The organism is Streptomyces sp. NPDC049687 (assembly GCF_044465285.1).
In the GTDB taxonomy this organism is placed as follows: Bacteria; Actinomycetota; Actinomycetes; order Streptomycetales; family Streptomycetaceae; genus Streptomyces.
Genome location: NZ_JBITLN010000024.1, coordinates 54,376 through 81,366 on the forward strand (window position 1 = coordinate 54,376; position 26,991 = coordinate 81,366).

The following is a 26,991-nucleotide window of genomic DNA, read 5'->3' on the forward strand; positions in this document are numbered from 1 at the left end:
TCATGGGTGACGGGCGGTCAACGACCGCGGAAGACCGGGCCTCGCCGTTCGAGGAAGGCGGTGACCGCCTCGCGGTGGTCGTCGGTGGTGCCGAGGCGTCGCTGGACGACGGACTCGCGCTCCAGCGCCGCCGGCAGGGTCGTGGTGGCCGCCGACCGCAGCAGCGTCTTGGTCTCCCGGTGCGCGGCGGTGGGCCCGGCTGCCAGCGCGCGGGCCAGGGCCACGCCCTCGGCGGCGGCCGAGCCGTCCGCGACGACGCGGTGGACCAGCCCCCACTGCTCGGCGTCCCGCGCGGAAAAGGTGTCGCCGAGCAGCATGAGTCCCGCGGTGCGGGAGGGGCCCAGCTGCCGGGCCAGGGCGCGGGCCACGCCCGAGTCCGAGGCGAGGCCGACACCGCCGAACGCGGTGGCGAAGCGGGCGCCCTCGGCCGCGACGCGCAGGTCGGCGCAGAGCGCGAGGCCCAGTCCGGCGCCGACACAGGAGCCCTCGACCGCGACGACGAGCGGGATCGGCAGCGCGTGCAGCTCCTTCACCAGCGGGTTGTAGTGGTCGGGGATGTTGGCGAAGGCGGTGGCGGGCGAGGTGGTCAGCAGGTGAGCGTGTTCCTTGAGGTCCTGGCCGACGCAGAAGTGCCGGCCGCGGGCGGTGATCAGAGCCGCCCGTACCTCGCGCCGGGCGTCCGTGGTCAGCCGCCGGGCGGCCATGAGAAGGGCGCTGCGCAGGTGTGCGTCGAGCGCGTTGCCGGTCGCGCGTCCGCGGAGCTCGAGCACGGCCACGGCGTCGGTGACCTCGTACGACACGCCGTGCGAGGTGGGGATTTCGCTCACTGCCATCGGTAGAACCCCTGACCGCTCTTGCGGCCGAGCTCCCCGCGGGCGACCTTCTCCCGCAGCAGCCGCGGCGGCGCGAACCGCTCGCCGAGTGTCGCGTGCAGGTGCTCGGCGATGGCGAGCCGTACGTCGAGTCCCACCACGTCGGTCAGGCGCAGCGGCCCCATCGGATGCCGGTAGCCGAGGCACATGGCCGTGTCGATGGCCTCGGGGTCGGCGACTCCCTCCTCGACCATGCGGATCGCCTCGAGTCCGAGGGCGAGGCCGAGGCGGCTGCTGGCGAAGCCCGGCGAGTCCTGGACGACGACGTCCTGTTTGCCGAGGGCGTGCGTCCAGCGGATCGCCGCGTCGAGCGTCGCCGTGTCGGTGCCGGGGGCCAGGACCAGTTCGACGAGGGCGGAGACGGGCACGGGGTTGAAGAAGTGCATCCCCAGGAAACGCCCCGGGCGCCTCAGGGCCGCCGAGAGCTCCGTGACGGACAGCGAGCTGGTGTTGCTGGCCAGCACGCACGTGTCGTGCACCGCGTTCTCGGCGGCGGCGAGCACCTCGGCCTTCAGCGCGGCGTTCTCGGGGACCGCCTCGACGACCAGGTCGGTGTCGTGGGGCAGTTCGGCGATGGAGGAGACGACGGTGACGCGGTCCGGCACGTCGAGGTCCGGCGGCCCGCCGAGCGTCCCGCGCTCGGCCGCCTGCCGGAGTCCCTTGTCGATCCGCTCCAGGGCGGTGACCGCCGCGGAGCCGTCGCGCTCCACGACGACCACGCGTGATCCGGCGGCCGCGAAGGACTGCGCCACACCGGCGCCCATACGGCCGCCGCCGATCACCCCCACCACGGAGGGCGGGGTCGAAGCCGAGGTCATGCCCGGCCTCCCTTCTTCTCCAGGAAGCGCGTCATGCGCTCTTCCTTGTCCTGGCTCTCGAAGAGCACGGCCTGGGCGAGGTCGTCGGCCACGGGATGGGCCCCGCCGGAATCGGTGACGAGCTTGGTGAGCCGCAGGGCGAGCGCCGAGGAGCGGGACATCCGGTCCAGCAGCGCGTGCGCCTCGTCGATCAGCCGGTCCGCCGGTACGACGTCCAGGACCAGCCCGCAGGCGAGCGCGGCCGGGGCGTCGAGGTTCCGCCCGGCGAGCAGGACCTGCTTGGCCACCGACTCGCCCACCAGTTCGCGCAGCCGCCAGCACGCACCGGCGGCGGCGAGGATGCCCAGCCCCGGTTCGGGGTTGCCGAACACCGCGTCCGGTCCGGCGATCCTGAGGTCGCAGGCGTACGCCAGCTCGGCGCCGCCGCCGAGCGCCCAGCCCGGCACGGCGGCGACCGTCGGCAGGGGCAGCGCGCGCACCCGCTCGAACAGACGGCTGTTGATCCCCCGCAGCGCGTCGTCCCGGCCGCGCCGCCGCAGTTCGGCGATGTCCGCGCCACCGGCGAAGACCCCGCCGTGCCCGGTGATCAGCAGCAGTTTCGGGGTGCGCTCCAAGTCCTCGCACACCCGGTGCAGTTCCGCGATCATGCGGCTGTTGATGGCGTTGCGGGCGGCGGGCCGGCGCAGGGTGACCACCACCCGGTCCGCACGCTCCTCGACCGTCAGCGTCTCGTACGTGCTCATACGCGCTCCACGAGCATCGCCACGCCCTGTCCGACCCCGACGCAGAGGGTCGCCAGGCCCCGTCGGCCGCCTTCCCGTTCCAGGCGGCCCAGCAGGGTGAGCAGGACGCGGGTGCCGGAGCAGCCCAGGGGGTGGCCGAGGGCGATGGCGCCGCCGTCGGCGTTGACCCGGTCCGGGTCGAGCTTGAGCCGGCGTACGACCGCCAGTGCCTGGGCGGCGAAGGCCTCGTTGAGTTCGATCGCGTCGAGGTCGCCGGCCGTCCAGCCGGCCCGGTCCAGTGCCCTGGTGGTGGCCGGTACGGGACCGAGCCCCATCAGACGGGGCTCGACCCCGGCCGAGGCGGCGGCGACGACCCGGGCCCTGGGGGCGAGTCCGTACCGCTCCACCGCGGCCCCGCTCGCCACCACCAGGGCGGCGGCCCCGTCGGACAGGGGGGAGGAGTTGCCCGCGGTGACGATGCCGCCCTCGCGGAACACGGTGCGCAGGCCGCTCAGCTTCTCCAGCGTGGTGGTCGGACGCGGCCCCTCGTCCTGGGTCACCTCACCGTCGGCCACCGGCACCGGGACGATCTCCGCCGCGAAACGGCCCGCCGTCTGCGCGGCGACCGCGCGCCGGTGGCTGCGCAGCGCGAAGGAGTCCGCCTCCAGACGGGTGATGCCGTCCAGGGCGGCGACCTCCTCCGCGGTCTCGCCCATCGACAGGGTGGCCGTGGCGGGGAAGCGGGGATTGGTGAAGCGCCAGCCGAGCGAGGTGTCGTGGACTTCGCCCGGCCTCGACCAGGGCGTGCCGGGCTTGGCCATCACCCAGGGCGCGCGGGTCATCGACTCGACCCCGCCGGCCACGACCAGGTCGGCCTCGCCCGCCCGTACCGTCTGCGCGGCGGACGCGACGGCCGTGAGCCCGGAGGCGCACAGCCGGTTGACGGTGAACCCGGGCACGGTGTGCGGAAGCCCGGCCAGCAGGACGGCCATCCGCGCGACGTCCCGGTTGTCCTCACCGGCCTGGTTCGCGGCGCCGAGGATCACCTCTTCCACGGAGTCGGCGGGTATCCCGGCGCGTCGCACGGCCTCGCCGACGACCAGCGCGGCCAGGTCGTCGGGGCGTACGGAGGCCAGCGCCCCGCCGTATCGGCCCTGCGGGGTACGGGCCCCGTCGATCAGGTAGACCTCATCGGACATCGGCGTGCTCCTGGGCGGGTGCGTGACGGCGGGACTGGAGGACCGAGAAGCGGCCGGTGACGAACGCGGGGTCGGTCAGGGTCGCGTTGGCGGCGGGATTGGCCGAGGTGCCGTGGAAGTCGCTGAAGGCGGCGGACTGGTTGGGGAACACCTCGCCGGTCAGGTTCTCCGACAGGTGCACCCCCGCTTCCAGGGCCGTCTCCCGCGCCGCCGTGAGAACGTCCTCGCCGCTCGCGTACACGCAGGCGGTGAGCGCGCCGTGGCGCCGTACGGTGTCGTGCAGGACACGCAGGGAGTGCGCGGTGTCGTCGGTGCCGATCACGAAGGAGACCGGCCCGAACCACTCGCTCGTATAGGTCTTCTCGTCGGCCTCCGCGTCGAGCAGCGCCACCAGCGGAGTGCGGAGGACGGCGTCGGGATGGTCGGGGTGCGCCACCGGTCGCGAGGGGTGGGCGGTACGGCCCAGGCCTGCCGCCTCCTCCAGACGCGCGAGGACACCGTCGTTCACGATCGCGCCGAGGGTGGCGGTGGCACGGGCCGGGTCACCGAGCAGGTCGTCCAGGGCGGAGCCCAGATCGGCGGCGAACTCCTCGGCCGTACGCGGCCCCTGGTCGGTGGGGAACCCGTCGCGCGGGACCAGGATGTTCTGCGGGGTGGTGCACATCTGCCCGCTGTAGAGCGACAGCGAGAACGCGAGGTTGCGCAGCAGCCCGGCGTAGTCGTCCGTGGAGTCCACGACGACGGTGTTCAGACCCGACTTCTCCGTGTGCACGACGGCCTGGCGGGCGTTGTCCTCCAGCCAGTCGCCGAACTCGCTGGAACCGGTGAAGTCCACGATCCGCACGTCGGGATGGGTGGCCAGGGCGGGGGCGGTGCGTTCCTCGGGGCGGGAGGCGGACAGCAGCACCACGTCCGGGTCGAAGCCGGCCTCCGCCAGCACCTCGCGGGCGATCCGCACGGTGATCGCCAGCGGCAGCACGGCCCGCCGGTGCGGCTTGACGATCACCGGATTGCCCGTCACCAGGCTCGCGAAGAAGCCCGGATAGCCGTTCCAGGTGGGGAAGGTGTTGCACGCGACGAGCACGGACACCCCCCGGCCGACCGGCGTGAAGGACTTGTCCATGACCAGCGGTCCTCCCCGGCGCCGGGGCTTGCTCCAGCGCGCGGTGGCCGGATGGCGCCGCTGCGCCTCCCAGGCGTACGCGACCGCCTCCAGCCCCCGGTCCTGGGCGTGCGGGCCGCCCGCCTGGAAGGCCATCACGAAGGGCTGTCCGGTGGTGTGCTGGACGGCGTGCGCGATCTCGAAGCTCGCCGCGTTCAGCCGGGCCAGGATCTCGGCCGCCACGCCGGCCCGGACGTCGGGAGTCGCCGAACGCCAAGCGCGGGCGGCCGACTTGGCCGTGACCACGGCTGCCTCGGGCGCCAGATGCGGGTAGCTGATGCCGAGGGGGAAGCCGTACGGCGACACCTCCGTGGCCGGGACGGTGCCGGTGGTGGGGTGCCCGTCGAGGGGGAAGGGCCGGTCGAGGAGATCGCGGAACGCCGCCTCGCCAGACTCGGGTGCTCCGGCTCCGTACGCGGAGGTGCTCGGGGCTTCCGGGTACGGCGTCCAGTAGCCGCGGTCGGCGGTGCCGGCCACGGCCTGGTGGAGCAGGTCCGCGTGGCGGGCGAAGAAGTCGGGGTGCTGGTCGGGGGACATGAGAGCTCCAGGCCGAACGTTCGGTCGGTTGGTGGGTGCGATGCGCCCCGGTGCGGGGCGCGGGAAAGGGGAGGGCAGGGTCAGACGTCGGCGAGCAGGATCGCCGGGCGTTCCACGCAGTCGGCCACGAAGCGCAGGAAGCCGCCGGCGGTGCCGCCGTCGCAGACCCGGTGGTCGAAGCTGAACGACAGCTGCGTGACCTTGCGGACGGCCAACTCGCCGTCCACCACCCAGGGTTTGTCGACGATACGACCCACACCGAGGAGCGCCGCCTCGGGGTGGTTGATGATGGGTGTGGAACCGTCGACGCCGAACACGCCGTAGTTGTTGAGCGTGAAGGTGCCCCCGGTCAGCCGGTCGGGCGGCAGGTTCCCGGTTCGGGCCAGCTCGGTCAACCGGGCGAGTTCCGCGGCGAGTTGGACCGTCGTCAGCCGGTGGGCGTCGCGGACGACGGGGACGACCAGCCCGCGTTCGGTCTGGGCGGCGAAGCCCAGGTGCACCTCCTCGAAGCGCAGGATCTCCCGGCGCTCGGTGTCCACCGCCGAGTTCAGCTCGGGATAGCGGCGCAGGCCGGCGACACAGATCCGGGCCAGCAGGGCCAGCAGCCCGACCCGGCGGCCCGGTTCGGCGGCCTCCAGCGCCTTCTTGGCCTGGAGCAGGCCGGTCGCGTCCACGTCGACCCAGGTGGTGGCGTCGGGGATCTCGGTCCGGCTGCGCGCGAGCTTGTCGGCGACGGTCTTGCGGACGCCCCGGAGCGGGATGCGGACGGGGCCGTCGGAGGCCGGCTCCGGCGTGGGCTCGCTCGGGACCGGTGTGCTGCGGGCGACGGCCTCTTCCACGTCCCGCCGCAGCACGACCCCGGCCGGACCGGAGGGTGCCAGCGAGGCGAGGTCGATGCCGTGGTCCCGGGCCAGCCGTCGCACGAGGGGGGAGACGACACGGGGAGCGTGCGGCTCGGCCACCGGCGCCGGCGCGGTCGTCACCGCCTCGGCGGCCGGGCGCCGACGGCGTCGGCGGGGCGCCGGTTCGTGCCCGGTGCCATAGCCGATCAGGACGTTGCCGGAGCCGGCCCGCTCCTCCTCGCGGTACTGCGCGGCGGCGGCTTCGGGAGCCGGTGCCCCCGCCCCCACCGTGATCAGGGCTTCCCCCACCCCGAGCGCCGTGCCCGCCTCCGCGTGCAGCCGCAGCACCGTGCCCGCGTACGGCACCGGCACCTCCACCGCGGCCTTGGCGGTCTCCACCTCGACCACGATCTGGTCGATCGTCACCGTGTCGCCCACGGCCACCTTCCACTCGACGATCTCCGCCTCGGTCAGCCCTTCGCCGAGGTCGGGCAGCCGGAACAGCTGCTCGTCGATCGCCGCGGTGGTCATGCGACCGCCTCCTTCAGAAGGTGCCGGGTGTCGGGCTCGTCCGTGAACTGCAGACGGTCGACGGCGTCGAGGATCCGGTCGACGCCGGGCAGGTGCGCGTGTTCCAGCTTCGGCGGCGGGTACGGGATGTCGAAGCCGGCCACGCGCAGCACGGGCGCGGCGAGCGAGTGGAAGCAGCGCTCCTGCACCCGGGCGGCGATCTCCGCGCCGACGCCGGCGAAGCCCTGGGCCTCCTGGACGACCAGGCAGCGCCCGGTCCTGCGGACCGACTCCGTGACGGTCTCGTCGTCGAAGGGCACCAGCGTCCGCAGGTCCACGACCTCCAGCTCGATGCCGTCCCCGGCGGCGGCCTCGGCCGCGGCGAGGGCCACCGGGACCGAGGGGCCGTAGGCGACGACGGTGGCGTCGCGCCCCGCTCGTCGGATCGCGGCCTTCCCGAACGGAGGCGCCCCGCGCGTCTCCAGGTCGGTGTCCTCGCGCGACCAGTACAGCTTCTTCGGCTCCAGGAACACCACCGGATCGGGATCGGCCACCGCGTCCCGCAGCAGCCAGTACGCGTCCTCGGGCGTGGCCGGGGTGACGACCTTCAGGCCGGGCGTGTGCGCGTAGTAGGCCTCGCTGGAGTCGCAGTGGTGCTCGACTCCGCCGATGCCGCCGGCGTAGGGGACACGGATCACCATCGGCAGGCCGATGCGGCCGCGGGTGCGGTTGCGGGTCTTGGCGACGTGCGAGGCGATCTGCTCGAACGCCGGGTACGCGAAGGCGTCGAACTGCATCTCCACCACGGGCCGGAACCCGCCCATGGCCATGCCGACCGCCAGCCCGACGATGCCGGCCTCGGCCAGCGGGGTGTCGAAGCAGCGCTGTTCCCCGAAGTCGCGGGTCAGCCCGTCGGTGATGCGGAACACCCCGCCGAGCGGGCCGACGTCCTCGCCGAAGACGAGGACCCGTTCGTCCTCGCGCAGCGCGTCGCGCAGGGCGGTGTTGAGCGCCTGCGCCATCGTGACCTTGGCCATCGTCGTCAGTCCTCCTGGGCCTGGGTGGTGTCGGCGAGCTCGGCCGCCAGTTGGGCGCGCTGCTCGCGCAGTTGAGGGGTCGGCTCGGCGTACACGTGGTCGAACAGCTCCAGCGGGTCCAGCACGGAGTCCGCGTTCAGACCCGCGCGCACCCGCGCGGCCAGCTCCTCGGCCTCCTCGTGCAGCGCCGCCACGTCCTCGTCGGCGAGCGCGCCGCGTGAGCGCAGGTAGGCCTCCAGGCGGTCGACGGGGTCGGCGGCCCGCCACTGGTCGACCTCGTCGTCCTCCCGGTAGCGGGTGGCGTCGTCGGCGTTGGTGTGCGCGTCCATGCGGTAGGTGTGCGCCTCGACCAGGACGGGACCGTGTCCGGCGCGGGCGTGCTCGACGGCCGAGGCCAGCACCGCCAGCACGGCGACCAGGTCGTTGCCGTCGACCTGTTCGGAGCGCACCCCGTAGCCGATGCCCTTGTAGGCGAGGGCCGGCGCCGCGGTCTGCCGGGCCAGCGGCACGGAGATCGCGTACTTGTTGTTCTGCACGAAGAAGACGACCGGCGCGCGGAAGACGGCGGCGAAGTTCAGCGCCTCGTGGAAGTCGCCCTCGCTGGTCGCCCCGTCCCCGATCAGCGCCATCGCCACACCGTCCGTGCCCTTGCGGCGCAGGGACTCGGCCATGCCGGTCGCGTGCAGCACCTGGGTGGCCAGCGGGGTGCACTGCGGGGCGACCCGGGTGGCGGCGGGGTCGTAGCCGCAGTGCCAGTCGCCGCGCAGCAGGGTCAGCACCTCGACCGGGTCGATGCCGCGCGTCACCAGGGCGACGGAGTCACGGTAGGTCGGGAACAGCCAGTCGTCGGGGCGCAGCGCGAGCACCGCGCCGATCTGGCAGGCCTCCTGGCCCCGGCTGGACGGATAGACGGCGAGGCGGCCCTGCTTGGTGAGGGCGGTCGCCTGGGTGTCGAACCGCCGGCCCAGGACCATCCGCCGCCAGGCCTCGCGCAGGGCCTCGACCGGGGGCTCGGTGTACTCGGCCGGCTGCCTGGTGACCGGGGTGCCGTCCTCGGCCACGAACCGCACCGGCGTCAGGGACGGCAGGAGGCCCTGGACCGTCTGGCGGAGGCTCTTCACGGACATGGAGGGCACTCGCTTTCTCTGGACACTTGACAGGAGAATGGTGACCATCGCGGAATATGTGTTCAATAGCTCGGCAGAACAGGCGATGAACTGCCGAAACCATGGGTCTGGGAGAACAAAGTGTCCGAGGAAAGCGTGCCCACCGCCTCGATGGCCGGACGAACTGCCGTCCCGCTCGACGACATCGACCGGCAGATCCTGAGCCGGCTCCTCCAGGACGGCCGGATCTCGGTCCGCGCCCTGGCCGAGCAGGTGCACATCTCCCGGGCGAACGCCTACACACGCATCGGCCGACTCGTGGCCGAGGACGTCATCACGGGCTTCACCGCGCAGCTCAACGCCCAGCGGGCGGGCCTCGGGACGAGCGCCTACGTCACGATGAGCATCGAGCAGAACGCCTGGCGGGACATCTCGCGCGAACTGCGCGCGATCCCCTATGTGGAGCATGTCGCCCTCGTGACGGGCGACTTCGACGTCCTGGTGCTGGTGCGCGCTCCGGACAACCTGGTGCTGCGCCGGGTCGTGCTGGAGAGCATCCAGGCGGTGCCCGGCGTCCGCTCCACCCGCACCTGGCTGGTCTTCGACGAGGTGCGGGGGCGCGGCGCCACCTGGACGGACTGAGGAGCGGAGCGGTCATACGTTGAGCAGCTCGGCGGCGGCCGCCTGTGGTGCGTGTCTGCGCGAGCGCACCACGCGGAACCTCCCGGTGACGAAATGCGCGCCGCCCCCCGGCAGGTCGGCGAGCGCCGAGGACGGGTCGGCCGGCAGGTCGTCGAGGTTCTCCACCAGGTGCACCCCGGCGTCCAGTGCCGCCGTCTCGGCCGCCGCCAGCACCAGCGGATCGGTGGAGTGCACCGAGGCGTACAGCGCGCCGTGCCGCGCCACCGTGTGCCGCAGCAGCGCCAGGCTGTGCGAGGTCGAGTCGGTGCCCACCAGGAAGGACACGGGCCCGGGCCACTCGCGCGTGTACACCCGCTCGTCCGAGGCGCGCAGCCGCACCAGCAGCGGGCTGCGCAGGTCGGCGTACGGGTGCTCGGGGTGGGCCACGGGGCCGGAGGCGTGCAGGACCGGGCCGTACCGCGCGGCCTCCGTCAGCGCGGCGCGCACCTCGTCGGCGGTGACCGCACCGAGCATCCTCGTCGCGCGCGCGGGATGCGCGAGCAGGCGGTCCACGGTGTCGCCGAGGTCGGCCCCGAGGTCCCGCAGGGTCTTGTGGCCTTCGTCGGTGTCGAAGCCCCGCTCGGGTACCAGGATGTTCTGCGGTGTGGTGCGCACCGTGCCGCTGCACAGGCACGAGGAGAGGGCGAGACCCCGCACCAGGCCCCGGTAGTCGTCGGTCGAGTCCACGACCACGGTGTTGAGTCCGGTCCTGTTGGCGAACACGGCGGCCTGGCGGGCGTGCTGCTCCAGCCAGTCCGCGAAGCGCGCGTTGCCCGTGAAGTCGACGATGCGCACCGCCGGGTCCGTGGCCAGCCGCCGGTGCAGCTGCCGCTCCGGCTCCGCGACCGCCAGCGTCACGAGGTCCGGGGAGTGTCCGGCCTCCGCCAGTACCTGCCGGGCGACCCGTACCGTGATCGCCAGCGGCAGCACCGAGCGCGGGTGCGGAGCGACGATGACGGGGTTGCCGGTCACCAGGCTGGCGAAGAGCCCCGGAAGTCCGTTCCAGAGCGGGAAGTCGGGGCAGCCGACGAGCAGGGACACCCCGCGCGGCACCAGGGTGCAGGTGCCCCGCAGCGCGCGCGGCCGCACACCGCGTCCTCCCGCGCTCTCCCAGTGCAGGTCGGACGGGACGCGCTCCGACTCGGCGAAGGCCTGGGCCACCGCCTCCAGGGCACGATCCTGGGCGCGCGGTCCGGCGGCGCGGAGCGCGGCGAGCAGCGGCTGGCCGGTGGTGTGGTGCACCGCGAGGGCCAGCTCGTTGCTGCGGGTGTTGAGCCGCCGCAGGATCTCCACCGCGAGCCCGGCGCGCTGGTACGGCCCGGCGGCCCGCCAGCCGGCCGCCGCCCGTCCGGCGGCCGCGACCAGCTCCGCCGGATCGCACCGCGGGTAGACGATGGCCAGACGGACGCCGTACGGCGACGACTCCGTGCCCACGAGGCCGAGTTCGCCGGGCTGCCCCAGTTCGAAGGGCCGCCCCAGCAGCGAGCGGAACACCTTCCCCGCCGTGCGGGTCGACCGCATGCCCGCGTCGGCGGCGTCCTGGCCGGTGGCTTCGGCGAAGGGGTGCCGGCACTCACCGGCGGCGAGCGCGCGGACCACGCTCTGGAGCAGCTCGCGGTGCCGTTCGTAGGGGCCGGGGCGCATGGCCGTCAGCCTCTCCAGCTCGCCGCGAGCGCGAGCAGGGTGTCGTTCTCCTCCGGCAGCCCGATCGTCACCCGGACGCCCTCGCCCAGGAAGGGGCGGACCATGACCTTCCCGGACGCGCAGTGCAGGGCGAAGTCCCCGCTGTCCTGGCCGAGCGGCAGCCACAGGAAGTTGGCGTGGGAGTCGGGCACGTCGTGGCCGAGCGCGCGGAGCGCCGCGGTGACCCGGTCGCGTTCGGCGACCGTCAGGGCGGCCCGCCGGGCGACCTCCGCCTCCTCGCCGAGGGCGACGACGGCGGCCCGCTGGGCGAGGGCGCTGACGCTGAACGGCACCTGCGTCCGGCGCACATGGGCGGCGATCGCGGGCTGCGCCACGCAGTACCCGACGCGCAGCCCGGCCAGGCCGTACGCCTTCGAGAAGGTCCGCAGCACCGCCACGTTCGGCCGGTCACCGAGGAGGGCGAGGCCGTCGGGGACCCGAGCGGGATCGGCGTACTCCCGGTAGGCCTCGTCGACCACGATCAGCACGTCCGGCGGCACCCGGTCCGCGAAGTCGGTCAGGGCCCGAGCGCCCACCGCCGTGGAGGTCGGGTTGTTGGGATTGCACACGAAGACCAGCCGGGTCCGGGAGGTGATCGCCGCCGCCATGGCGTCGAGGTCGAGGGTGTGATCGCGCAGCGGCACCTTCACCGCCGTACCGCCCGCGACGGCGGTGAGGATCGGGTAGGCCTCGAACGACCGCCAGCCGAAGACGACCTCGTCACCCGGCCCTACGACGGTGTGCAGCAGTTGCCCGCACACCTCGGAGGAACCGGCGCCCACCGCGATCCAGTCCGGCTCGACCCCGTGGTGCTCGGCCAGGGCCTCGACGAGCGAGGCGGCATGCAGATCGGGATAACGCGACACGCCGACGGCGGTCTCCGTGAGGGTCGCGGCCACCCCCGGCAGCAACCCGTACGGGGATTCGTTGCTGGCCAGCACGATGGCCCCGGGCAGTTTGCGGCCCGGGACGTAGGCGGGCAGCTGGGACAGAGACGCGCGGACACGCACCATGCCGGACTCGCTTCTGCAGCGCTGGGGCCCGCGGCGTGGCCGCCGGGCACTTGACAGGGAAATCGTGAGCAGTGGACGACAAGCGCTCAACTGTTTGGGAAATTCGGCTACGAATCGCCGGAATCGAGGCCGGAGATCGGCAAACCGTCTCACCGGGAGCCCCGCGGGACCTTTGGCGCGAGACGGACGGCGCGCCCTCAGACGGGCACCGGGCCGTCTCCTTGATCACGTAACGGACACAGCGGGCCATCGAGGCCCCCGCGGCGGGCCGGCGCCGCGCAGACTGCTCGCCGCCCGAGCCGCGATGTCCGCGGCCTGTCCCGTTCCGATCGAGGGAGACCATGCACAGCACCCAGACCCGCCTCCGCCACGGAGCCCTGACGGCGTGCGCGGCGGCCCTCGCCCTGCTCGCGGCCGGCTGCTCGCAGGCGTCCGCGGGCGCGCGTACCGGCGGCTGCCGCGCCGACGGCGACTGGTCGGGACGGGAACAGGCTGCCTGGCTGCGGACGGCGGTGGTCTTTCGCGGGACCGGCGACGGGGCCGACCCGTCGTACGAGGGCGCGTCGGTCGTGGTCCGCGCCCCGCGAACGGGCGATGTCCGGGTGCTGTGCCGACCGCTCGCGGTACAGACCCAGTTCTGGACCCTCACGGCCACGGCGAGGGGCACGGAGATGTCGTCCGTCATGCGCTACCGGCTGTCCACGGACGGAAGCCGGACCCGTACCGTCAGTTTCCCCACCGGCCTTCCCGCCGGAGCGGACGGCGCCTGTGCCGGGGTCCTCGTCGCGGTGTACGCGGGCGCACCCCTGAGCACCGGGGAACTGCCGCGCCGGACGCCGGACCCGGCCACCGCCGCAGACGCGGACGTGCGGTTCCGGACGGAGCGGGTCGCCGTGCACCGGCTCCTCCCGCCCCGGGATCCCGCAGCGTGCGATCCCGGCGGGTCGGCCCCGAGCCCCTCACCCAGCAGGTCGACGGAGTGGGACGCCCGCCACCCGTGACCGGCCCGTTCGGGGCCGCTCCGCAACCGTGACCGGGTGTGCGGCGTATTACCCCTGGGACGGCTTTCGCCGGGCTCGGGACGGAAAAACGACGGGGATCCGAAGACGCATATGATCATGCGATTCGGTGGGGAACGGAGGCGCCCTGGTGCCGGCGTGGGACGAGACGGCGACCAAGCTGGTCGGCAGAGCCGAGGAACTCGCACGGTTCGACTCTTTGATCGACCGTCTCGGGCAGGACGGCGGGCCCGCTGTCGTCGACGTCGCCGGCGACGCCGGCATGGGGAAGAGCCGACTGCTGAGCGAGCTCTGCGCCCGGGCCCGGCAGCGCGGGCTGACCGTGCTGCGGGGCAGGGCCACGGAGTACGAACGGCACACGCCGTTCCAGACGTTCACGGACGCCTTCGCCGACGTCGACCGCGCCTTTCTCGACGCGGCCGACGTACCCGAGGCGGCGGCACCGGTGCTGCGCGGCTCCGACCGGGCGCGGGGCGACGCCTCGGGCACGGCCTACCGCGATCGATTCGGCCTCTACCGTGCCGTGGCGGACGTGCTGACAGCGCTCGGGGAGCGGGGCGGGCTGGTGGTGGCCCTGGACGATCTGCACTGGGCGGATCCCGCGTCGTTGGAGTTGCTGGACCATCTGATCCGGCACCCCGTGCGGGGCCGGGTGCTTCTGGTCGTGGCCCGTCGGGGCCGGCAGACACCGCACTCGCTCGTGGCCGCCCTGACACGTGGCGTCGACAGCCAAGCCGTCATGCCCCTGGCGCTGCGGCCACTGCCCGAGCGGGACTCGATCGAGGCGCTGGCCCCCGATCTGCCGGCGGGCGACGCGAAGGAGATCTACGACTCCAGCGAGGGCAACCCGCTGTACCTCCTCTCCCTCCTGCACGCCTACCGGCACGGCTCGTCGGCGCACGGCACCACCGTCCGGAGCCAGGACGCCGCCGCCTCCGGGGTGCCGAGCGGACTGGCCTCGCTGCTCCTGGACGAACTGACCGCGCTGACCGCGCTGCAGCGCCGCACCGTCGAAGCAGTGGCGGTCCTCGGGGACCACGCCACCTCCGCGACGCTGCTGAGCCTGACCACCGGAACCGCCACCGCGGAGGAACTCGACGACTGCGTCGACGCGCTGGCGCGGCGCGATCTGCTGCGCACCGGATCCGACGGCCGCTGGACCCTCCGCCACCCCCTGCTGCGGGCACTGGTCTACGAGCACACCGCCGCACCCCGTCGTGCCGAGATCCACCGCGGCGCGGCCGACGCGCTGGCGCGGGCAGGCGCCTCCGCGGCCGAGCGGGCCCATCACGTCGAGCGGTCGCTGACCGGCTGGGACCCGGGGGCGGCGGCCGTACTGAGCGAGGCGGCGGCCCAGTTCGCCCACACGGCGCCCGCCACCGCCGCCCATCTGCTGGACGTCGTCCTCCGGCTCATGCCGGACACACCCGAGTACGCGCGGCGGCGCGGCGAGCTGACGCTGGCGCGCGCCAGGGCGCTCGGCGTGGGCGGCAGTCTGCGGGAGAGCCGCGATCTGCTGCACGCGCTGATCAGCGGTTCAGGACCGGACGACGCACCACTGCGCGGGGACGCGATAGCGCTGTGCGCCATGATGGAACGGCACCTCGGACACTCCCCGGAAGCCATCGCCCTCCTGCGGCGTGAACTGCTCCGCAGCCCCGGCCCCGAGCCCCGCCAGGCGGTCTCCCTGGGGCTCGCGCTGGGCATGGCCGCCCTGAACACCGTCTCCTATCCCGCCGTACGCGACGACATCGAGCGGACACTCGCGGTGGCCCGCGACCACGGCGACCTCATGGGAGAGCTGGGGGCACTGGCGCTGGCGTCGCTGGGCGAGGCCTACGAAGGGCAGACGGCGGCGGCCCGCCGGTTCGCCGACGCCGCCGCCGGGATCGCCGACGGTCTGACCGACCCCAACCTCACCGAACTGTGCGAGTCGCTGGTGTGGCTGGCCTGGGCGGAAGCCCTGCTGGAGCGCCATGCCGACGCGGAACGCCATGCCGACCGCGGTCTGGACATCGCCCGCCGCAGTGGCCAGGTGCACGTCCTGCCGCATCTGCTGAGCAGCAGGGCCTTCGTGCACCTCAACACCTGTCGGCTGCCGTCCGCCCTGGAGTCGGCCGAGGAGGCGGAAGCCGTCGCCCGGGCCATCGGCAGCGGCGACCTCCTGGCGTTCACCCTCTGCTTCAAGGCGCTGATCCTCCTCCTGCGCCGCCCCCTGGGCGACCCCGGGGCCCTGGCGACCGCCGAGGAGGCCGTGGCCGCGGCCGCGGCCGGCGGGAGCGGCCACTGGTGGGGGTCGTTGGCCGGGTGCGTGCTCGGTCACACGGCGCTCGTCAGCGGCGACCCGCACCGCGCGCAGGACGCCATCCTGAGGGCCGGCGGCCCCGAACTCCTGGGACTTCAGCCCTCGATCCGCCCCGGCCAGCTCGACACCCTCGTCAGCACCGCCCTCGCGATCGGTGACGCCGAGCAGGCCGCGCGCTGGGCCGCACGAGCCGTGGCGGAAGCCGACCGGATGGGTCTTCACGGTCAGCGCGGGGCGGCCCTGCGCGCCCGGGCGGCGCTCGCCCAGCACCACGGTGACAGCGGTGCGGCAGCGGACCTCTTCGAGCGCGCCGCGCAGGCGTACGCCCCGTCCGGCGCGACACTCTGGGAGGCGTACTCCCTGCTGCTGGCGACGGTCCAGGCGCAGGCCGCGGGTGACGTGCCGCGCGCCGTCGCGATGTGGGAACGGGCCGGCCGTATCGCCGACGCCGGTGGCGCGCGACTGCTGTCCGACCTGGCCGGGCTCGTGCGCCCCCGGACCGAGGAACCACTGCGGGCACCCACGGAGCTCGACCAGCTGACCGCACGGGAGCGGGAGATCGCCGAACTCGTCGCCGAAGGCCTGAGCAACCAGGCCATCGCGACGAAGCTGTACCTCAGCCGCCGTACGGTCGAGACGCACCTGTCGGCCATCTACCGGAAGACCTCCGTGTCCTCCCGCTCGGCGCTGGCCGGCCTCATGACGCGGGCCGCCCTCGACCGGCGAACCTGAATCATGGCGCTCAGGCCGTGGCGTCCCGGTACTCGCCCAGACAGCGGAAGCCGCCGCCGGTCGCCCGGAACAGGTACATCGCGTCCGTGTAGCGGTAGCTGGACGCGTCGTAGCGCAGCCTCTTGGTGATCCCCCGGTAGTCGGTCTCGCGCAGCCGGCCCGCGATCGCGCCCCGCTCCGCGCCGGACGCGCCCAGGTCCGTCATCGCACGGGCCACGAAGAGCGTCGCGTCGTAGGCCTCGGCGGCGTACCAGGGCGGGGCGCTGCCGAAGCGTGCCCGGTAGGCGGAGACGAACGCCTTCGCGGCCGGCACCCCGGTCGGATCGAGGAAAGGGGCGGCGAACACCCAGCCGTCGGCCGCCTCGCCCGCCGAGGTGCGGAAGCGGGGGTCCAGGGCGCGCTGGGTGGCAAGGCGTGCACCGGAGTAGCCGGCGGAGCGCAGCGCACGGGCCAACCGGGCCGCCCGCGCGTACCCGCCGGCGAACACCACCGCGTCCGCGCCCGTCTCCGTCACCGACTGCGCGAGGGCACGGAAGTCGCGGTCCGCGTCGTCCTCGGCGGCGAGGGTGCGCGTGACCGTGGTGCGCTGCCCGGACCGCACGGCCTCGTCGACGCCGGAGCACAGCCGCCAGCTGAAGTCACCCTCGGCGGAGTCGTCGATCAGCACCGTCCTGCGGGCCGCGGCGGTGCGGACCAGGTACGCCACGACCGGCGCCGCCAGGGTCGCGTCACCGGGGCGCGTGGCCGCGTACACCCGGTACGTCGTGGGGGACACCTCGTCGAGTCCGACCGACACGGTGACCATCGGCAGCACGGCCTGCTGGTAGAGGCCGAGGGTGGCCTTCGCGCAGGCGTCGGAGGTCGGTCCGAGCACCGCGCGGACCCGGTCGTCGGCCGCCAGCCCATGGGCGACCTGCCGGGCCCGGGTCGTGCCGCCCTCGTCGTCGTGCACCTGGAGTGCCAGGTCGAAGCCGCGGCCGGTGCGGGAGTTGAGGTGGTCGACGGCGAGCCGGACGCCGTTCTCCTGGGCGCGGCCCGTCGTACGGCCGCTGCCGCTCAGGTCGGCGTGCAGGGCGACCACCAGCCGCGGGAGCCGGCTTCCGCTTCCTCGGGCCGAGGTGCCGCGAGGACTTCGCGCCGTCCACCAGGCCGCCGTTCCACCCGCCGCCAGGACCCCGGCGGCCGAGCCCAGCACCAGGAAGCGGCGGCGCGTGGACCCCCGGCCGCGCAGGGGGTCCGGGTCGATCGTCGTCGTCGCACCGGACACCTCGGTCGCCTCGACGGCGGGCAGGGCGAGCACGGCCGCCGAACGCCGCGCGATCAGCCGGGTCAGGGACTCCGGCAACCAGCCCCCGCCCTCGCCCGCTCCGTCCAGGGCCCGCCGTACGTCCGCCACGGCCGGCCGGGAGCCGGGCTCCTTCGCCAGGCAGCCCCGCAGCAGCGGCAGCAACGGCTCCGGTACGCCGTCCAGGTCCGGCTCGTCATGGACCGTACGCAACAGCGTCTCTGCCGCGGAGCCCCGACCGAAGGGGCGCTCGCCCGTCACGGCGTACGTCAGCAGACAGCCGAGCGAGAAGACGTCACTGGCCGGACCGATCTCCCGGCCCCTGCCCTGCGCCTGTTCGGGAGAGAGGAACCCGGGGGAGCCGACCACCATCCCGCTGGCGGTGAGCGCGGTGTCCTCCGGCATCCGGGCGATGCCGAAGTCGATCATCCGGGGCCCGTCGACGGCGAGCAGCACATTGCCGGGCTTGACGTCCCGGTGCACCAGCCCCGCCCCGTGCACCGCGTCCAGCGCCTCGGCCAGCCGCGCCCCCAGGACGCGGACCGTCCCGAACGGCAGCGGCCCGCACTCCTGCACCGCCTCCGCCAGCGACGGCCCCGGCACGAAAGCCGTGGCGAGCCACGGGGACTCCGCGTCCGGGTCCGCGTCGAGCAGGGGCACCACCCAGGGGTTGGCGACCCGGCCCGCCGTCTCCACCTCACGGCGGAAACGGGCCCGGAAGCCCGCGTCGTCCGCGTGCGCCGCGCGGATCACCTTCACCGCGGCGAGCGCGCCTCCGGGAGAGCGGGCCAGATACACCACCCCCATGCCGCCCGCGCCCAGCCGGCGCAGCAGCCGGTAGCCCGCGATCCGGGCCGGGTCCGCGCCGCGCAACGGCTCCATCAGGTGGACACCTGGTACGGCGCCACGCCCTGGTACGCGAACCGGCCGCCCTCGACCTTCCACAGGTAGACACCGCTGCCGTCGATCACCAGGGCCCCGGTCGTGCTGTCGAAGGCGAGGTTCCTGCTGATCCCCTTGTACGTGGCCGAGCGCAGCGCCGTCGTCAGGTCCTGCCGGGTACGGCGCCCTGCGGCCAGCGAACGCAGACCGCGCACCGCGAGTTGCGCCACGTCGTACGTCTCGACGGCGTACCGCTCCGGTTCCGCGCCGAAACGCCTGCGGTACGCGGCCCTGAACTCCTTCGCCTCGGGCGCCACGGTGGCGTCCATGACCGGGGCGACGAGAACCCAGCCGTCGGCCGCGTCCCCGGCGGCGGACAGGAACCGGGCGTCGAGCACCCCCTGGGCGGCGGTCCGGGCCCCCTCGAAGCCACGACGCGTCAGCTCCCGGGCCAGGAGCGCGGCCCGGTCGTGGTAACCGGCGAAGACCACCGAGTCCGCGCCGCCGTCGAGCAGGGCGTCCAGGGTCGGCCCGAAGTCGGTGCGCAGGGCGCTGACCACCTTCGGCACGGCCGGCTGACGTTCTTTGCGCAGGATGTTGGCGAGGGTGCTGCTGATCTCCCAGGCGTAGGCGTCCGCCGCCCGGTCGTCGACGATTCCGACCGTGCGCGACTTGGCGGTGCCGCGCAGATAAGCGTCGAGATAGAACGGCAGGATCGTGTCCGTCACCCGGGCGTGCAGGAAGGACCGGCTGCCCATCACCGTGAGCACGGTGGCGCCGGGAGACACCGCGATCAGGGGCAGCGAGGCGGCGTCGTACGTGGCCAGCGAGGCGAGGGCGGTGGCGTCGGTGGTGGGACCGATCACGGCCAGCACGGAACGGTCGGCGACGAGCTTCTTGGCCGCCGCGACCGACCGGGCCGGATCGCCGCCGTCGTCCACCGTCCTCAGGGCGAGCGTGAACGGCTTGTCCGCGCGGGAGTTGAACGCGTCGACCGCGAGCCGCAGTCCCCGCTCCTGAGCCCGGCCGACCGCCTTCTGCTCGCCGGTGAGGTCGGCGTGCAGGCCGAGGGTGTGCACGGGACCGGTGGCCGCCGGGGCGGCGTCGGCGGTGTCGCCGTCACCGGAGAGCGCCGTCCACGCGGCCAGTCCGCCCCCGGCCGTGAGGACCGCCGCGCCCCCGGTCAGGAGCAGGAGACGGCGTCTGCCGACGCCGGGCGGCGCGGTCCTGGTGTCCGAGGGAACGGTGGCGGCGGAGGCGGCGTCGACCTCGGTGTCGTCGACGGAGGGCAGCGCGAGTCCGGCGGCCGAGCGTTCCGCGATCAGTCTGACCAGCGGCTCGGGCAGCCAGACCGCGTCGCCGGGGGCCGACTCGTCCTCGGGCTCCGGGGGACGTACGGCTCTCAGGGCCTCCCGGGGATCCGGAGGAGAGGCGGGTGGGGTGACCGTGAGGGCCTCGGACAGGGCCCCGGCCGTGGGCCGCAGCTCCGGGTCCTTCTCCAGACAGGAGCCCACCACCTCGACGAGCTCCGCCGGAACACCCTCCAGATCCGGCGCGTCGTGCACGGTCCGGTACAGCAGCGCGTCGACGGACCCCGTCCCGAACGGAGGGCGGCCGGTCGCCGCGAAGGCCAGCACACAGCCCAACGAGAAGACGTCCCCGGCCGGCCCGGGATCCCGCCCGCCCCGCGCCTGTTCCGGCGGCAGGAAGCCCGGCGTGCCGACCACGACACCGGTCGAGGTCAGCGCGGTGTCCTCGGGGTCGCGGGCGACTCCGAAGTCGATCAGCCGCGGTCCGTCCAGCGCCAGCAGCACATTGCCGGGCTTGACGTCCCGGTGCACGAGACCGGCGGCGTGGAGCTCCCGCAGCGCCTCGGCGAGCCGCGCCCCCAGCACTCGCAGACTCGGCACCGGCAGCGGCCCGTGCGCGGCGAGGGCCTCGCCGAGCGAGGGACCGGGGACGAACGTGGTCGCGAGCCAGGGCTGCGCCGCCCCGGGGTCCGCGTCCACGAGGGACGCCACCCACGGGCTGGTCATCCGGCGGGCGGTGTCCGCCTCACGCCGGAACCGCTCCCGGAAATCGGTGTCCTCGGCGTACTCGGCCTGGATCACCTTCAGCGCGACCAGGGTTCCGCCGGCCGAGCGGGCCAGGTACACCACACCCATGCCGCCCGCGCCGAGCCGTCCGAGCAGCCGGTAGCCCGCCAGCCTGGCGGGGTCGGAGGTACGCAGCGGCTCCATCACTTCCCCTTCAGCCGCTGCTCGACGCGCGTCAGCATCTGAGCGAGGGCCTGGCTGCCCAGTTGTTCGAGTTCCTGCGCGGTGTTCCCCTTCGCGCCGGTCACCGAGACGGCCACGACGACCGTGCCCAGCCGCGCGAGCATCCACCGGTACGGCTGTGCCGCACCGCCGTTCTCCACGTACTCGCCGGCCTCCAGCACCGAGTCGTCGGCGTACTCCTGTGCGCGGGCGCCGAAGGGGGTGCCGAGCGACATCAGGCCCGTGATCCGCTCCTCGGACCGGGGCTGCTGCTGCGGGCAGCGCAGCACCTCTTCGAGAGTGGTGCTCAGCTGTTCGTCGGCGCCGAGGGCGGAGGCGTGCACGGTGGCGACGGCCGTCACCCTGACCGCGCCCTTGCCCCCGCCGGCCGGCAGCCGGCTGTAGCGGGAGGTGCTCGCCAGCACCCCGCGCGGCAGCCGCTCCCGATCCCACCGGCAGTTCTCGTCCAGCACGGCCCAGGTACCCGGGGTGCTCTCGGCCGGAGACCGGGCGACGAACCCGCGGCCCCAGTCGTCCGGGGCGAGCACGACGGAGTCGGCCAGCAGGAGCCCGTCCTTCGAGGTCCGGGGGACGAGGGAGGCATCGGGTGTGAACACGGCAGTGGCGTCGGGGGAGCCGCCCGACGCAGTCGCCCGCGCACTCGGCGAAGCACTGGCTGCGGGCGAACCGCTCTTGCGTGTGGCCCCGTTGTCCGCCCCCTGAGCCGAACACCCGGCCAGCAGAACCACCGTCACCAGCAAGGCCGCCCAACCGCCCGGCTTTGCCTGGGTGTTGTCTGTCACTCAGTCCCCTCAACACCGTTGGCGCCGCCCGACGCCTCGACTGTAGACGGCGGGCAGGGAGGACGCCTCAGTAGAAGCACGTATCCGGCTACGTAAATCCGTGACGCCGCGGAGTCTCGAGCCCAGATGTGACTCACAATGCGCTCGTTTGATGAGATCGCATATCATATGAGCGGCCTGGGCTTACAAATGGGCGTTCTGGTGACTCGAAAGCCGGACACGTTCCGCGTCGCCCCGAGGAGTGATCATGAGTGTTCGTATCGGAGTGGAGGAGGAGTTCCACGTCCTGGAGATGGAGAGCGGGCTGCTCGTGCCGCGTGCGGACCCGGTCCTGCGACGCCTCCCCCCGCGGACCTTCACGACCGAGCTGCACCAGTCCACCCTGGAGTCGAACAGCGAGGTGCACACATCCCTCGACGATCTGTACGCCGACCTCGCCGCGACGAGACGGCGGCTCGACGCGGCCGCCTCCTCGCTGGGGCTCGCGGTGGTGGCCGCCGGGACGGCACCGCTCGCGCCCGCCGCGTCCGCGCACCCCACCCCCGGCGCGCGCTACCGCCGTATGGTCGAGGACTACCGCAAGGTCGCCGACGAGCAGCTCATCTGCGGCGCCCAGGTCCATGTGGACGTACCCGACCGCGACACGGCGGTACGCGTCATGTGCGCGGTCTCACCCTGGCTGCCCGTGCTGCTCGCGCTCTCCGCCAGCTCGCCCTTCTGGCAGGGCTCCGACACCGGGTACGCCAGCTGGCGCACCATGGTGTGGCAGCGCTGGCCCACCGCGGGCCCGGTCGGCTGCTTCGCGAACGCGGCCGAGTACGACGCCGCGATGCGCGATCTCATCCGGGCCGGGATCATCAGTGACGTGGGGATGATCTATTACGACCTCCGCCCGTCCGCGCATCTGCAGACACTGGAACTGCGCATCTGCGACGCCAGTCCGCGCGTGGAGACGGTCGTACTCGTCGCCGGACTGTTCCGCGCCCTGGTGACCGAGGCCCGCGAGCGCCTGCGGACCGGCGATGCCCCGGGCTGCGAGGGCCGGCACGAGTGGCTGCGCGGCGCCTCCTGGCGGGCCGCCCGGTCCGGGCTCGAGGGCGGCCTGGTGGACCCGGAGACCCACCGGGAGACCCCCGCCGGGCGGGTCGTGCGCAAGCTGCTCGCCCGGCTGCGACCCGCCCTGGAGGCGCACGGCGACTGGCAGACCGTCCGGGCGCTGGCGGAGGCGGCCCTCGCCGACGGCAGCGCCGCCCGGCGCATGCGCCGTATCGCCCAGGAGGAGGATCTGCTGGCCTGTGTCGACATGCTGATCGCCGAGACCCGCGGCGAACGCGCGCACCGCGCGGCGACGGCTGCCGGCCGTCAGGACGTCCCCTCCGCCGGCGGCCCGACAGATCCCTCCCACCGCTCCGTTCGACCGCTGACGCGCAGGTGAACCTCATGAACATCGGCAACCGAACCCTCCTCACCGGCGATCCGGCACTCGTATTCCGGCGCCCGGCCGACGTCGTGCGGAAGAAGGGGGGTGCGTCATGTGCGGTCTGAGCGGGGAGATCCGCTTCGACGGTCTCCCACCCGACCTCGCGGCCGTCGAGCGCATGAGCGACCGGCTCGCCGACCGCGGGCCCGACGGCCGGGGAGTCTGGCGGCGGGGCGCGGTGGCGCTGGGGCATCGGCGACTGAAGATCATCGACCTGTCGGACCTGGGGGCCCAGCCGATGACGGACCCCCAGGGCGGGATCACCGGCGTCTTCAACGGCTGCGTCTACAACTACCAGGAGCTGCGCGAAGAACTCCGGGGCCTCGGACACCGCTTCGCGTCGACCTCCGACACCGAGGTGGTCCTGAAGGCCTACCGGGAGTGGGGGACCGCCTGCGTCGAGCGCTTCTACGGCATGTTCGCCTTCGCCCTCGTCGAGCACCGGTCCGGGCGGGTGGTGCTGGGCCGTGACCGGCTCGGCATCAAGCCCCTGTATCTGACGCGGACGCCGGGCCGGCTCCGGTTCGCCTCCTCCCTGCCCGCCCTCCTCGCCGCCGGCGACGTGGACACCTCACTCGACCCGGTGGCCGTCCACCAGTACCTGAGCTGGCACGCCACGGTCCCGGCGCCCCGCACCGTCCTCAACGGCGTGCGCAAGCTGCCCCCGGCCACCGTGCGTGTCGTCGAACCGGACGGCACCCACCACGACCACCGCTACTGGCAGCCGTCGTACACACGCCGGGCCGAGTACGCGGACATGGGCCCGCACGACTGGCGGGACGCGATGCTGGAGGCGCTGCGCACCGCGGTGCGCCGACGGATGGTCTCCGACGTCCAGGTCGGTGTGCTGCTCTCCGGCGGCCTGGACTCCAGTCTGATCGTCGCGCTGCTGAGCCAGGAGGGACAGCGGGACCTGATGACGTTCAGCGTGGGGTTCGAGTCGGAGGGCGGGGAGGACGGCGACGAGTTCCGGTACTCGGATCTGGTCGCCCGGGAGTTCGGCACCGACCACCGCCGCCTGATGGTCCCCTCCGACCGGGTGTCGACGGCCCTGGACGGCGCCGTCGGGGCCATGAGCGAGCCGATGACCAGCCACGACGTCGTCGCCTTCTACCTGCTGTCCGAGCAGGTCTCCAAGGAGGTGAAGGTCGTGCAGAGCGGTCAGGGCGCCGACGAGGTGCTCGCCGGTTACCACTGGTACCCACGGCTCGCCGAGGTCGGCCGCGCGGACGCGGCCGAGCGCTACGCCGAGACGTACTTCGACCGGCCGCATGCCGACCTCGCCCGGATCCTGCCGCCCCGCATGCTGCCCGACGAGGACATCGCGAGCCGCTTCGTCGAGGAGCACATGGCGGTCCCCGGGGCGGAGACGGCCCTGGACGCGGCCCTGCGCCTGGACACGCACGTCATGCTCGTCGACGACCCCGTCAAGCGGGTCGACAACATGACCATGGCCTGGGGGCTGGAGGCCCGCGTGCCCTTCCTCGACCACGAGCTGGTCGAGCTGGCCGCCGCCTGCCCGCCGGAACTCAAACTGGCCGACGGCGGCAAGGGCGTACTCAAGGATGCGGGCCGCGAGGTCCTGCCCCGGGAGGTCGTCGACCGGCGCAAGGGCTACTTCCCGGTGCCGGCCATCAAACACATGGCGGGCCCCGTCCTGAACCGGGTGCGCGAGGCGCTCGAAGCACCCGAGGCCAGGAGGCGCGGCCTCTTCCGGCCGTCGTACGTGTCCGAGCTCCTCGCGGCGCCCGACCAGCACCGCACCAAACGGGGAGCGAACGCCCTGTGGCAGGTAGCGTTGCTGGAGATATGGCTGCAGACGCACGGGATCACGTGACCGACGAGCGCAGGACACCGGCGGCACCGCCCGGGCCGGGGTCCACCTCGCCGCCCCTCGACGCTCACCCCGGTCCACCCGCCGCCCCCGTCGCCGCGTGGCCCCCCGGCACCCCGCCGGCCGACGCGCCCGGCTCCGGCCCCCTCGCCGCCCCGGCGCCGGTCGCCCTGCCCGGGGCGAGCGGCCCCCGGGATGTCGTGACCCGCCTGCACGCGCACGGCTGCTGGTACCCCTCCGCCAACGCCGACGGCTCGGAGGCGGCCTTCATCTGCGACCGGGGCGGCGTACCCCAGCTGTACGCCGGGTCCGTGGACGGCGAAGAGGAGCGGCTGCTCGACGCCTCCCCCGACCCCGTCAAAGAGGTGTCCTGGTCACCGGACGGCCGCTGGATCGCCTACACCACCGCGCCGGGCGGCGGCGAACACACCCGGGTGCTGTGCGTACGACCCGACGGCACCGGCCGCCGCGTCCTCGCCGGGGCCGACCCCGGCAGTACCGCCTACCTGGGCTGCTGGGCGCACGACGGCTCGGCCGTGGCCGTCACCCTCGCCGCACCGCCCGCCGACCGCGACGGTACGGGGCCGGCGCGTCCCGACGTCGCTCCGCCCCCGCACTGGGCCGAGCGGGGCGGTCGTGCGACGCTCCTCGGCGGGACACCGTACGACACCGCGGCGGGGACGGGACGGACCGTCACGCCCACCGACGCCCGAGCCCTCGCGGTACCCGCGGTCCGCTCGGAAGGCGGCCTGTCCGCGTACCTGATCGATCCGGATGCTCTCGCGGCCCCGGTACTGCTGGCCACGGAAACGCACGCCGCGACCCTGCGCGTGTGCGACATCAGCCACGACGGCCGGCTCGTGCTGCTGCGCCGGGGGCCGCGCGGACGGCGGGAGGCCGTCGTCCGGCGCACGGCCGACTCGGCGACGACGTGCACCGTGCCGGTCGCCGACGGCGATCCGTGGATCGGCCGGTTCTCGCCCGACGGGCGGACGCTGTGGCTGCGCAGCAACGCCGACCGCGAGTACGCGGCGCTCCTCGCCGTCGCCCTCGGCCCCGACGGCCGCCCGCACGGCACGTCCGTCGTGGCCGAACGGGAGGGCAGCGACCTCGATCTCCTGGCCATGGCGCACGACGGCCGCACGGCCACCCTGGCGTGGAACGTGCGGGGTGCGAGCGAGTTCGAACTCGTCGAGACCTCGCCGGCCGGCCGGGCACCGGACGACGCCGGACCGACGAGGCCCGTGCCCCTGCCCCACGAGGTCGTCACCCGGATCGTGGCGGCCGGCCCTGGGCGCCTGCTGCTCGCGCTGTCCGGGTCCCAGCGCCGGCCCGGTGTGTGGTGGGCCTCCGAAGGGGTGTCCCTGCTGCGCACCCCCTGGTCCTCCCGAGACGAGGACGCGGTGCCGCCGGGCCGTGCGCCCGTGCGCCCCGTCCTCCTGCGACTCACGGCGCGGGACGGACTGCCCCTGAGCGGCTGGTACTACCGGGCGCCGGGCCGGGCTCCCGGAGAGCCGGCGCCCTGCGTGATCCATCTGCACGGCGGTCCGGAGGAACAGGAACGCCCGGTGTTCAACCCGCTCTACCACGAGCTCACCGGGCGTGGCCTGGACATCTTCGCCCCCGACGTCCGGGGCTCCTCCGGGCACGGCAGGTCGTTCGTCGACGCCGACCTGGGGGCCGGCCGCTTCGCCGCGCTGGACGACGTCGCGGACTGCGCGGCCCACGCGGTGGCCGAGGGCCCCGCCGACCCGACCCGGCTGGCGGTCATGGGGCGTTCGTACGGTGGCTATCTCGTCTTCGCCTCCCTCGTGTGGCACCCGGACCTGTTCCGTACCGGGGTCGCCGTCTGCGGCATGTCGGACTTCGCGACCTTCTTCGCCGGCACGGAGCCCTGGCTCGCGGAGTCGGCGGCCCACAAGTACGGCCACCCGGAGCGCGACCGCGAACTGCTGCGCGCCCTCTCGCCGATGACCCGCATCGACGCGCTGCGCGTCCCCCTGCTCGCCGTCCACGGCGAACACGACACCAACGTGCCGCCGGGGGAGTCCCGGCAGTTCGTCCGGGCGGCGCGCGAACGCGGCCTCCCGGCCGAACTCCTCACCCTGCGCGACGAGGGCCACGACTTCCTGCGCGCGGACAACCGGCGACTGTTCCGCCGCGCCGCCGCGGACTGGCTGGAACGCCACCTGACCGTCTGACCGCGTTGCG

The 26,991-nt window shown here is 74.0% G+C and carries 19 protein-coding genes; 6 read left to right on the forward strand and 13 right to left on the reverse strand.

The genetic code is table 11. From position 1 onward, the window contains the following. Positions 1 to 17: 17 nt before the first annotated feature. From ACIBVL_RS41075 to pdhA, 8 genes are all read right to left on the reverse strand, one after another. Positions 18 to 833: an enoyl-CoA hydratase/isomerase family protein gene (locus ACIBVL_RS41075; RefSeq protein ID WP_399105999.1), complete on the reverse strand. Its 816-nt coding sequence runs from the start codon at positions 831 to 833 to the stop codon at positions 18 to 20. Continuing rightward, positions 824 to 1,690, reverse strand: a complete 867-nt coding sequence (locus ACIBVL_RS41080) for a 3-hydroxyacyl-CoA dehydrogenase family protein (RefSeq protein ID WP_399106001.1) — start codon at positions 1,688 to 1,690, stop codon at positions 824 to 826. Before ACIBVL_RS41080 ends, ACIBVL_RS41075 begins: the two co-directional genes overlap by 10 nt. Beyond that, positions 1,687 to 2,433, reverse strand: a complete 747-nt coding sequence (locus ACIBVL_RS41085) for an enoyl-CoA hydratase/isomerase family protein (protein WP_399106002.1) — start codon at positions 2,431 to 2,433, stop codon at positions 1,687 to 1,689. The genes ACIBVL_RS41080 and ACIBVL_RS41085 overlap by 4 nt, the downstream gene beginning before the upstream one ends. After that, positions 2,430 to 3,611 carry a thiolase family protein gene (locus tag ACIBVL_RS41090; RefSeq protein ID WP_399106004.1) on the reverse strand — a complete coding sequence of 394 codons (1,182 nt, stop codon included), beginning with the start codon at positions 3,609 to 3,611 and terminating at the stop codon, positions 2,430 to 2,432. The genes ACIBVL_RS41085 and ACIBVL_RS41090 overlap by 4 nt, the downstream gene beginning before the upstream one ends. Then, the gene (paaN, locus tag ACIBVL_RS41095; protein ID WP_399106006.1) at positions 3,601 to 5,310 is read right to left on the reverse strand and encodes a phenylacetic acid degradation protein PaaN; all 1,710 of its coding nucleotides are present in this window, start codon (positions 5,308 to 5,310) and stop codon (positions 3,601 to 3,603) included. The genes ACIBVL_RS41090 and paaN overlap by 11 nt, the downstream gene beginning before the upstream one ends. 80 nt (positions 5,311 to 5,390) lie before the next feature. Next, on the reverse strand, positions 5,391 to 6,683 hold the full coding sequence (locus ACIBVL_RS41100) for a dihydrolipoamide acetyltransferase family protein (RefSeq protein ID WP_399106008.1): 1,293 nt from the start codon (positions 6,681 to 6,683) through the stop codon (positions 5,391 to 5,393). Then, complete coding sequence (locus ACIBVL_RS41105) at positions 6,680 to 7,699, reverse strand: alpha-ketoacid dehydrogenase subunit beta (protein ID WP_399106010.1); 1,020 nt, start codon at positions 7,697 to 7,699, stop codon at positions 6,680 to 6,682. The genes ACIBVL_RS41100 and ACIBVL_RS41105 overlap by 4 nt, the downstream gene beginning before the upstream one ends. A 5-nt stretch (positions 7,700 to 7,704) precedes the next feature. Beyond that, positions 7,705 to 8,826, reverse strand: a complete 1,122-nt coding sequence (pdhA, locus tag ACIBVL_RS41110) for a pyruvate dehydrogenase (acetyl-transferring) E1 component subunit alpha (RefSeq protein WP_399106012.1) — start codon at positions 8,824 to 8,826, stop codon at positions 7,705 to 7,707. A gap of 150 nt (positions 8,827 to 8,976) precedes the next feature. On the opposite strand from pdhA, the gene ACIBVL_RS41115 reads away from it, so the two are divergent. Continuing rightward, positions 8,977 to 9,447, forward strand: coding sequence for an Lrp/AsnC family transcriptional regulator (locus ACIBVL_RS41115; RefSeq protein WP_399106048.1), 471 nt, complete (start codon positions 8,977 to 8,979; stop codon positions 9,445 to 9,447). 12 nt (positions 9,448 to 9,459) lie between these two features. On the opposite strand, the gene ACIBVL_RS41120 is transcribed toward ACIBVL_RS41115, so the two are convergent. Next, positions 9,460 to 11,130: an aldehyde dehydrogenase family protein gene (locus ACIBVL_RS41120; RefSeq protein WP_399106014.1), complete on the reverse strand. Its 1,671-nt coding sequence runs from the start codon at positions 11,128 to 11,130 to the stop codon at positions 9,460 to 9,462. A 5-nt stretch (positions 11,131 to 11,135) separates the two neighbouring features. Continuing rightward, positions 11,136 to 12,182: a histidinol-phosphate transaminase gene (hisC, locus tag ACIBVL_RS41125; protein ID WP_399106016.1), complete on the reverse strand. Its 1,047-nt coding sequence runs from the start codon at positions 12,180 to 12,182 to the stop codon at positions 11,136 to 11,138. A gap of 341 nt (positions 12,183 to 12,523) precedes the next feature. Here hisC and ACIBVL_RS41130 point away from each other — a divergent pair, with 341 nt between their 5' ends. Further along, on the forward strand, positions 12,524 to 13,183 hold the full coding sequence (locus ACIBVL_RS41130; RefSeq protein ID WP_399106018.1) for a hypothetical protein: 660 nt from the start codon (positions 12,524 to 12,526) through the stop codon (positions 13,181 to 13,183). Positions 13,184 to 13,310: 127 nt separating this feature from the next. Continuing rightward, positions 13,311 to 16,238: an AAA family ATPase gene (locus ACIBVL_RS41135; RefSeq protein ID WP_399106020.1), complete on the forward strand. Its 2,928-nt coding sequence runs from the start codon at positions 13,311 to 13,313 to the stop codon at positions 16,236 to 16,238. Positions 16,239 to 16,248: 10 nt separating this feature from the next. Here ACIBVL_RS41135 and ACIBVL_RS41140 read toward each other — a convergent pair whose 3' ends face one another. The 3 genes from ACIBVL_RS41140 to ACIBVL_RS41150 are packed head-to-tail and all read right to left on the reverse strand — an operon-like array spanning position 16,249 to position 21,280. Next, a complete protein-coding gene (locus ACIBVL_RS41140) occupies positions 16,249 to 18,405 on the reverse strand; it encodes a bifunctional serine/threonine-protein kinase/ABC transporter substrate-binding protein (protein ID WP_399106022.1) in 2,157 nt (718 codons plus the stop codon). Continuing rightward, positions 18,405 to 20,645: a bifunctional serine/threonine-protein kinase/ABC transporter substrate-binding protein gene (locus ACIBVL_RS41145; protein ID WP_399106023.1), complete on the reverse strand. Its 2,241-nt coding sequence runs from the start codon at positions 20,643 to 20,645 to the stop codon at positions 18,405 to 18,407. Before ACIBVL_RS41145 ends, ACIBVL_RS41140 begins: the two co-directional genes overlap by 1 nt. Then, the gene (locus tag ACIBVL_RS41150) at positions 20,645 to 21,280 is read right to left on the reverse strand and encodes a hypothetical protein (protein WP_399106025.1); all 636 of its coding nucleotides are present in this window, start codon (positions 21,278 to 21,280) and stop codon (positions 20,645 to 20,647) included. Before ACIBVL_RS41150 ends, ACIBVL_RS41145 begins: the two co-directional genes overlap by 1 nt. A 433-nt stretch (positions 21,281 to 21,713) precedes the next feature. Here ACIBVL_RS41150 and ACIBVL_RS41155 point away from each other — a divergent pair, with 433 nt between their 5' ends. The 3 genes from ACIBVL_RS41155 (at position 21,714) to ACIBVL_RS41165 (ending at position 26,981) form a co-directional block, all read left to right on the forward strand. Further along, positions 21,714 to 22,901 (forward strand): glutamate--cysteine ligase, encoded by a 1,188-nt coding sequence (locus ACIBVL_RS41155; RefSeq protein ID WP_399106027.1) that lies wholly within the window; start codon positions 21,714 to 21,716, stop codon positions 22,899 to 22,901. Positions 22,902 to 22,998: 97 nt separating this feature from the next. Beyond that, on the forward strand, positions 22,999 to 24,783 hold the full coding sequence (locus tag ACIBVL_RS41160) for an N-acetylglutaminylglutamine amidotransferase (RefSeq protein WP_399106029.1): 1,785 nt from the start codon (positions 22,999 to 23,001) through the stop codon (positions 24,781 to 24,783). Next, the gene (locus tag ACIBVL_RS41165; RefSeq protein ID WP_399106031.1) at positions 24,756 to 26,981 is read left to right on the forward strand and encodes a S9 family peptidase; all 2,226 of its coding nucleotides are present in this window, start codon (positions 24,756 to 24,758) and stop codon (positions 26,979 to 26,981) included. Before ACIBVL_RS41160 ends, ACIBVL_RS41165 begins: the two co-directional genes overlap by 28 nt. Positions 26,982 to 26,991: the final 10 nt, after the last annotated feature.

Excerpts from the sequence above, each read along its gene's own strand:
- ACIBVL_RS41075 (WP_399105999.1), bottom strand. The coding sequence starts at position 833 with ATGGCAGTGAGCGAAATCCCCACCTCGCACGGCGTGTCGTACGAGGTC.
- ACIBVL_RS41080 (WP_399106001.1), bottom strand. The coding sequence starts at position 1,690 with ATGACCTCGGCTTCGACCCCGCCCTCCGTGGTGGGGGTGATCGGCGGC.
- ACIBVL_RS41085 (WP_399106002.1), bottom strand. The coding sequence starts at position 2,433 with ATGAGCACGTACGAGACGCTGACGGTCGAGGAGCGTGCGGACCGGGTG.
- ACIBVL_RS41090 (WP_399106004.1), bottom strand. The coding sequence starts at position 3,611 with ATGTCCGATGAGGTCTACCTGATCGACGGGGCCCGTACCCCGCAGGGC.
- paaN (WP_399106006.1), bottom strand. The coding sequence starts at position 5,310 with ATGTCCCCCGACCAGCACCCCGACTTCTTCGCCCGCCACGCGGACCTG.
- ACIBVL_RS41100 (WP_399106008.1), bottom strand. The coding sequence starts at position 6,683 with ATGACCACCGCGGCGATCGACGAGCAGCTGTTCCGGCTGCCCGACCTC.
- ACIBVL_RS41105 (WP_399106010.1), bottom strand. The coding sequence starts at position 7,699 with ATGGCCAAGGTCACGATGGCGCAGGCGCTCAACACCGCCCTGCGCGAC.
- pdhA (WP_399106012.1), bottom strand. The coding sequence starts at position 8,826 with ATGTCCGTGAAGAGCCTCCGCCAGACGGTCCAGGGCCTCCTGCCGTCC.
- ACIBVL_RS41115 (WP_399106048.1), top strand. The coding sequence starts at position 8,977 with ATGGCCGGACGAACTGCCGTCCCGCTCGACGACATCGACCGGCAGATC.
- ACIBVL_RS41120 (WP_399106014.1), bottom strand. The coding sequence starts at position 11,130 with ATGCGCCCCGGCCCCTACGAACGGCACCGCGAGCTGCTCCAGAGCGTG.
- hisC (WP_399106016.1), bottom strand. The coding sequence starts at position 12,182 with ATGGTGCGTGTCCGCGCGTCTCTGTCCCAGCTGCCCGCCTACGTCCCG.
- ACIBVL_RS41130 (WP_399106018.1), top strand. The coding sequence starts at position 12,524 with ATGCACAGCACCCAGACCCGCCTCCGCCACGGAGCCCTGACGGCGTGC.
- ACIBVL_RS41140 (WP_399106022.1), bottom strand. The coding sequence starts at position 18,405 with ATGGAGCCGTTGCGCGGCGCGGACCCGGCCCGGATCGCGGGCTACCGG.
- ACIBVL_RS41145 (WP_399106023.1), bottom strand. The coding sequence starts at position 20,645 with ATGGAGCCGCTGCGTACCTCCGACCCCGCCAGGCTGGCGGGCTACCGG.
- ACIBVL_RS41155 (WP_399106027.1), top strand. The coding sequence starts at position 21,714 with ATGAGTGTTCGTATCGGAGTGGAGGAGGAGTTCCACGTCCTGGAGATG.
- ACIBVL_RS41160 (WP_399106029.1), top strand. The coding sequence starts at position 22,999 with ATGTGCGGTCTGAGCGGGGAGATCCGCTTCGACGGTCTCCCACCCGAC.
- ACIBVL_RS41165 (WP_399106031.1), top strand. The coding sequence starts at position 24,756 with ATGGCTGCAGACGCACGGGATCACGTGACCGACGAGCGCAGGACACCG.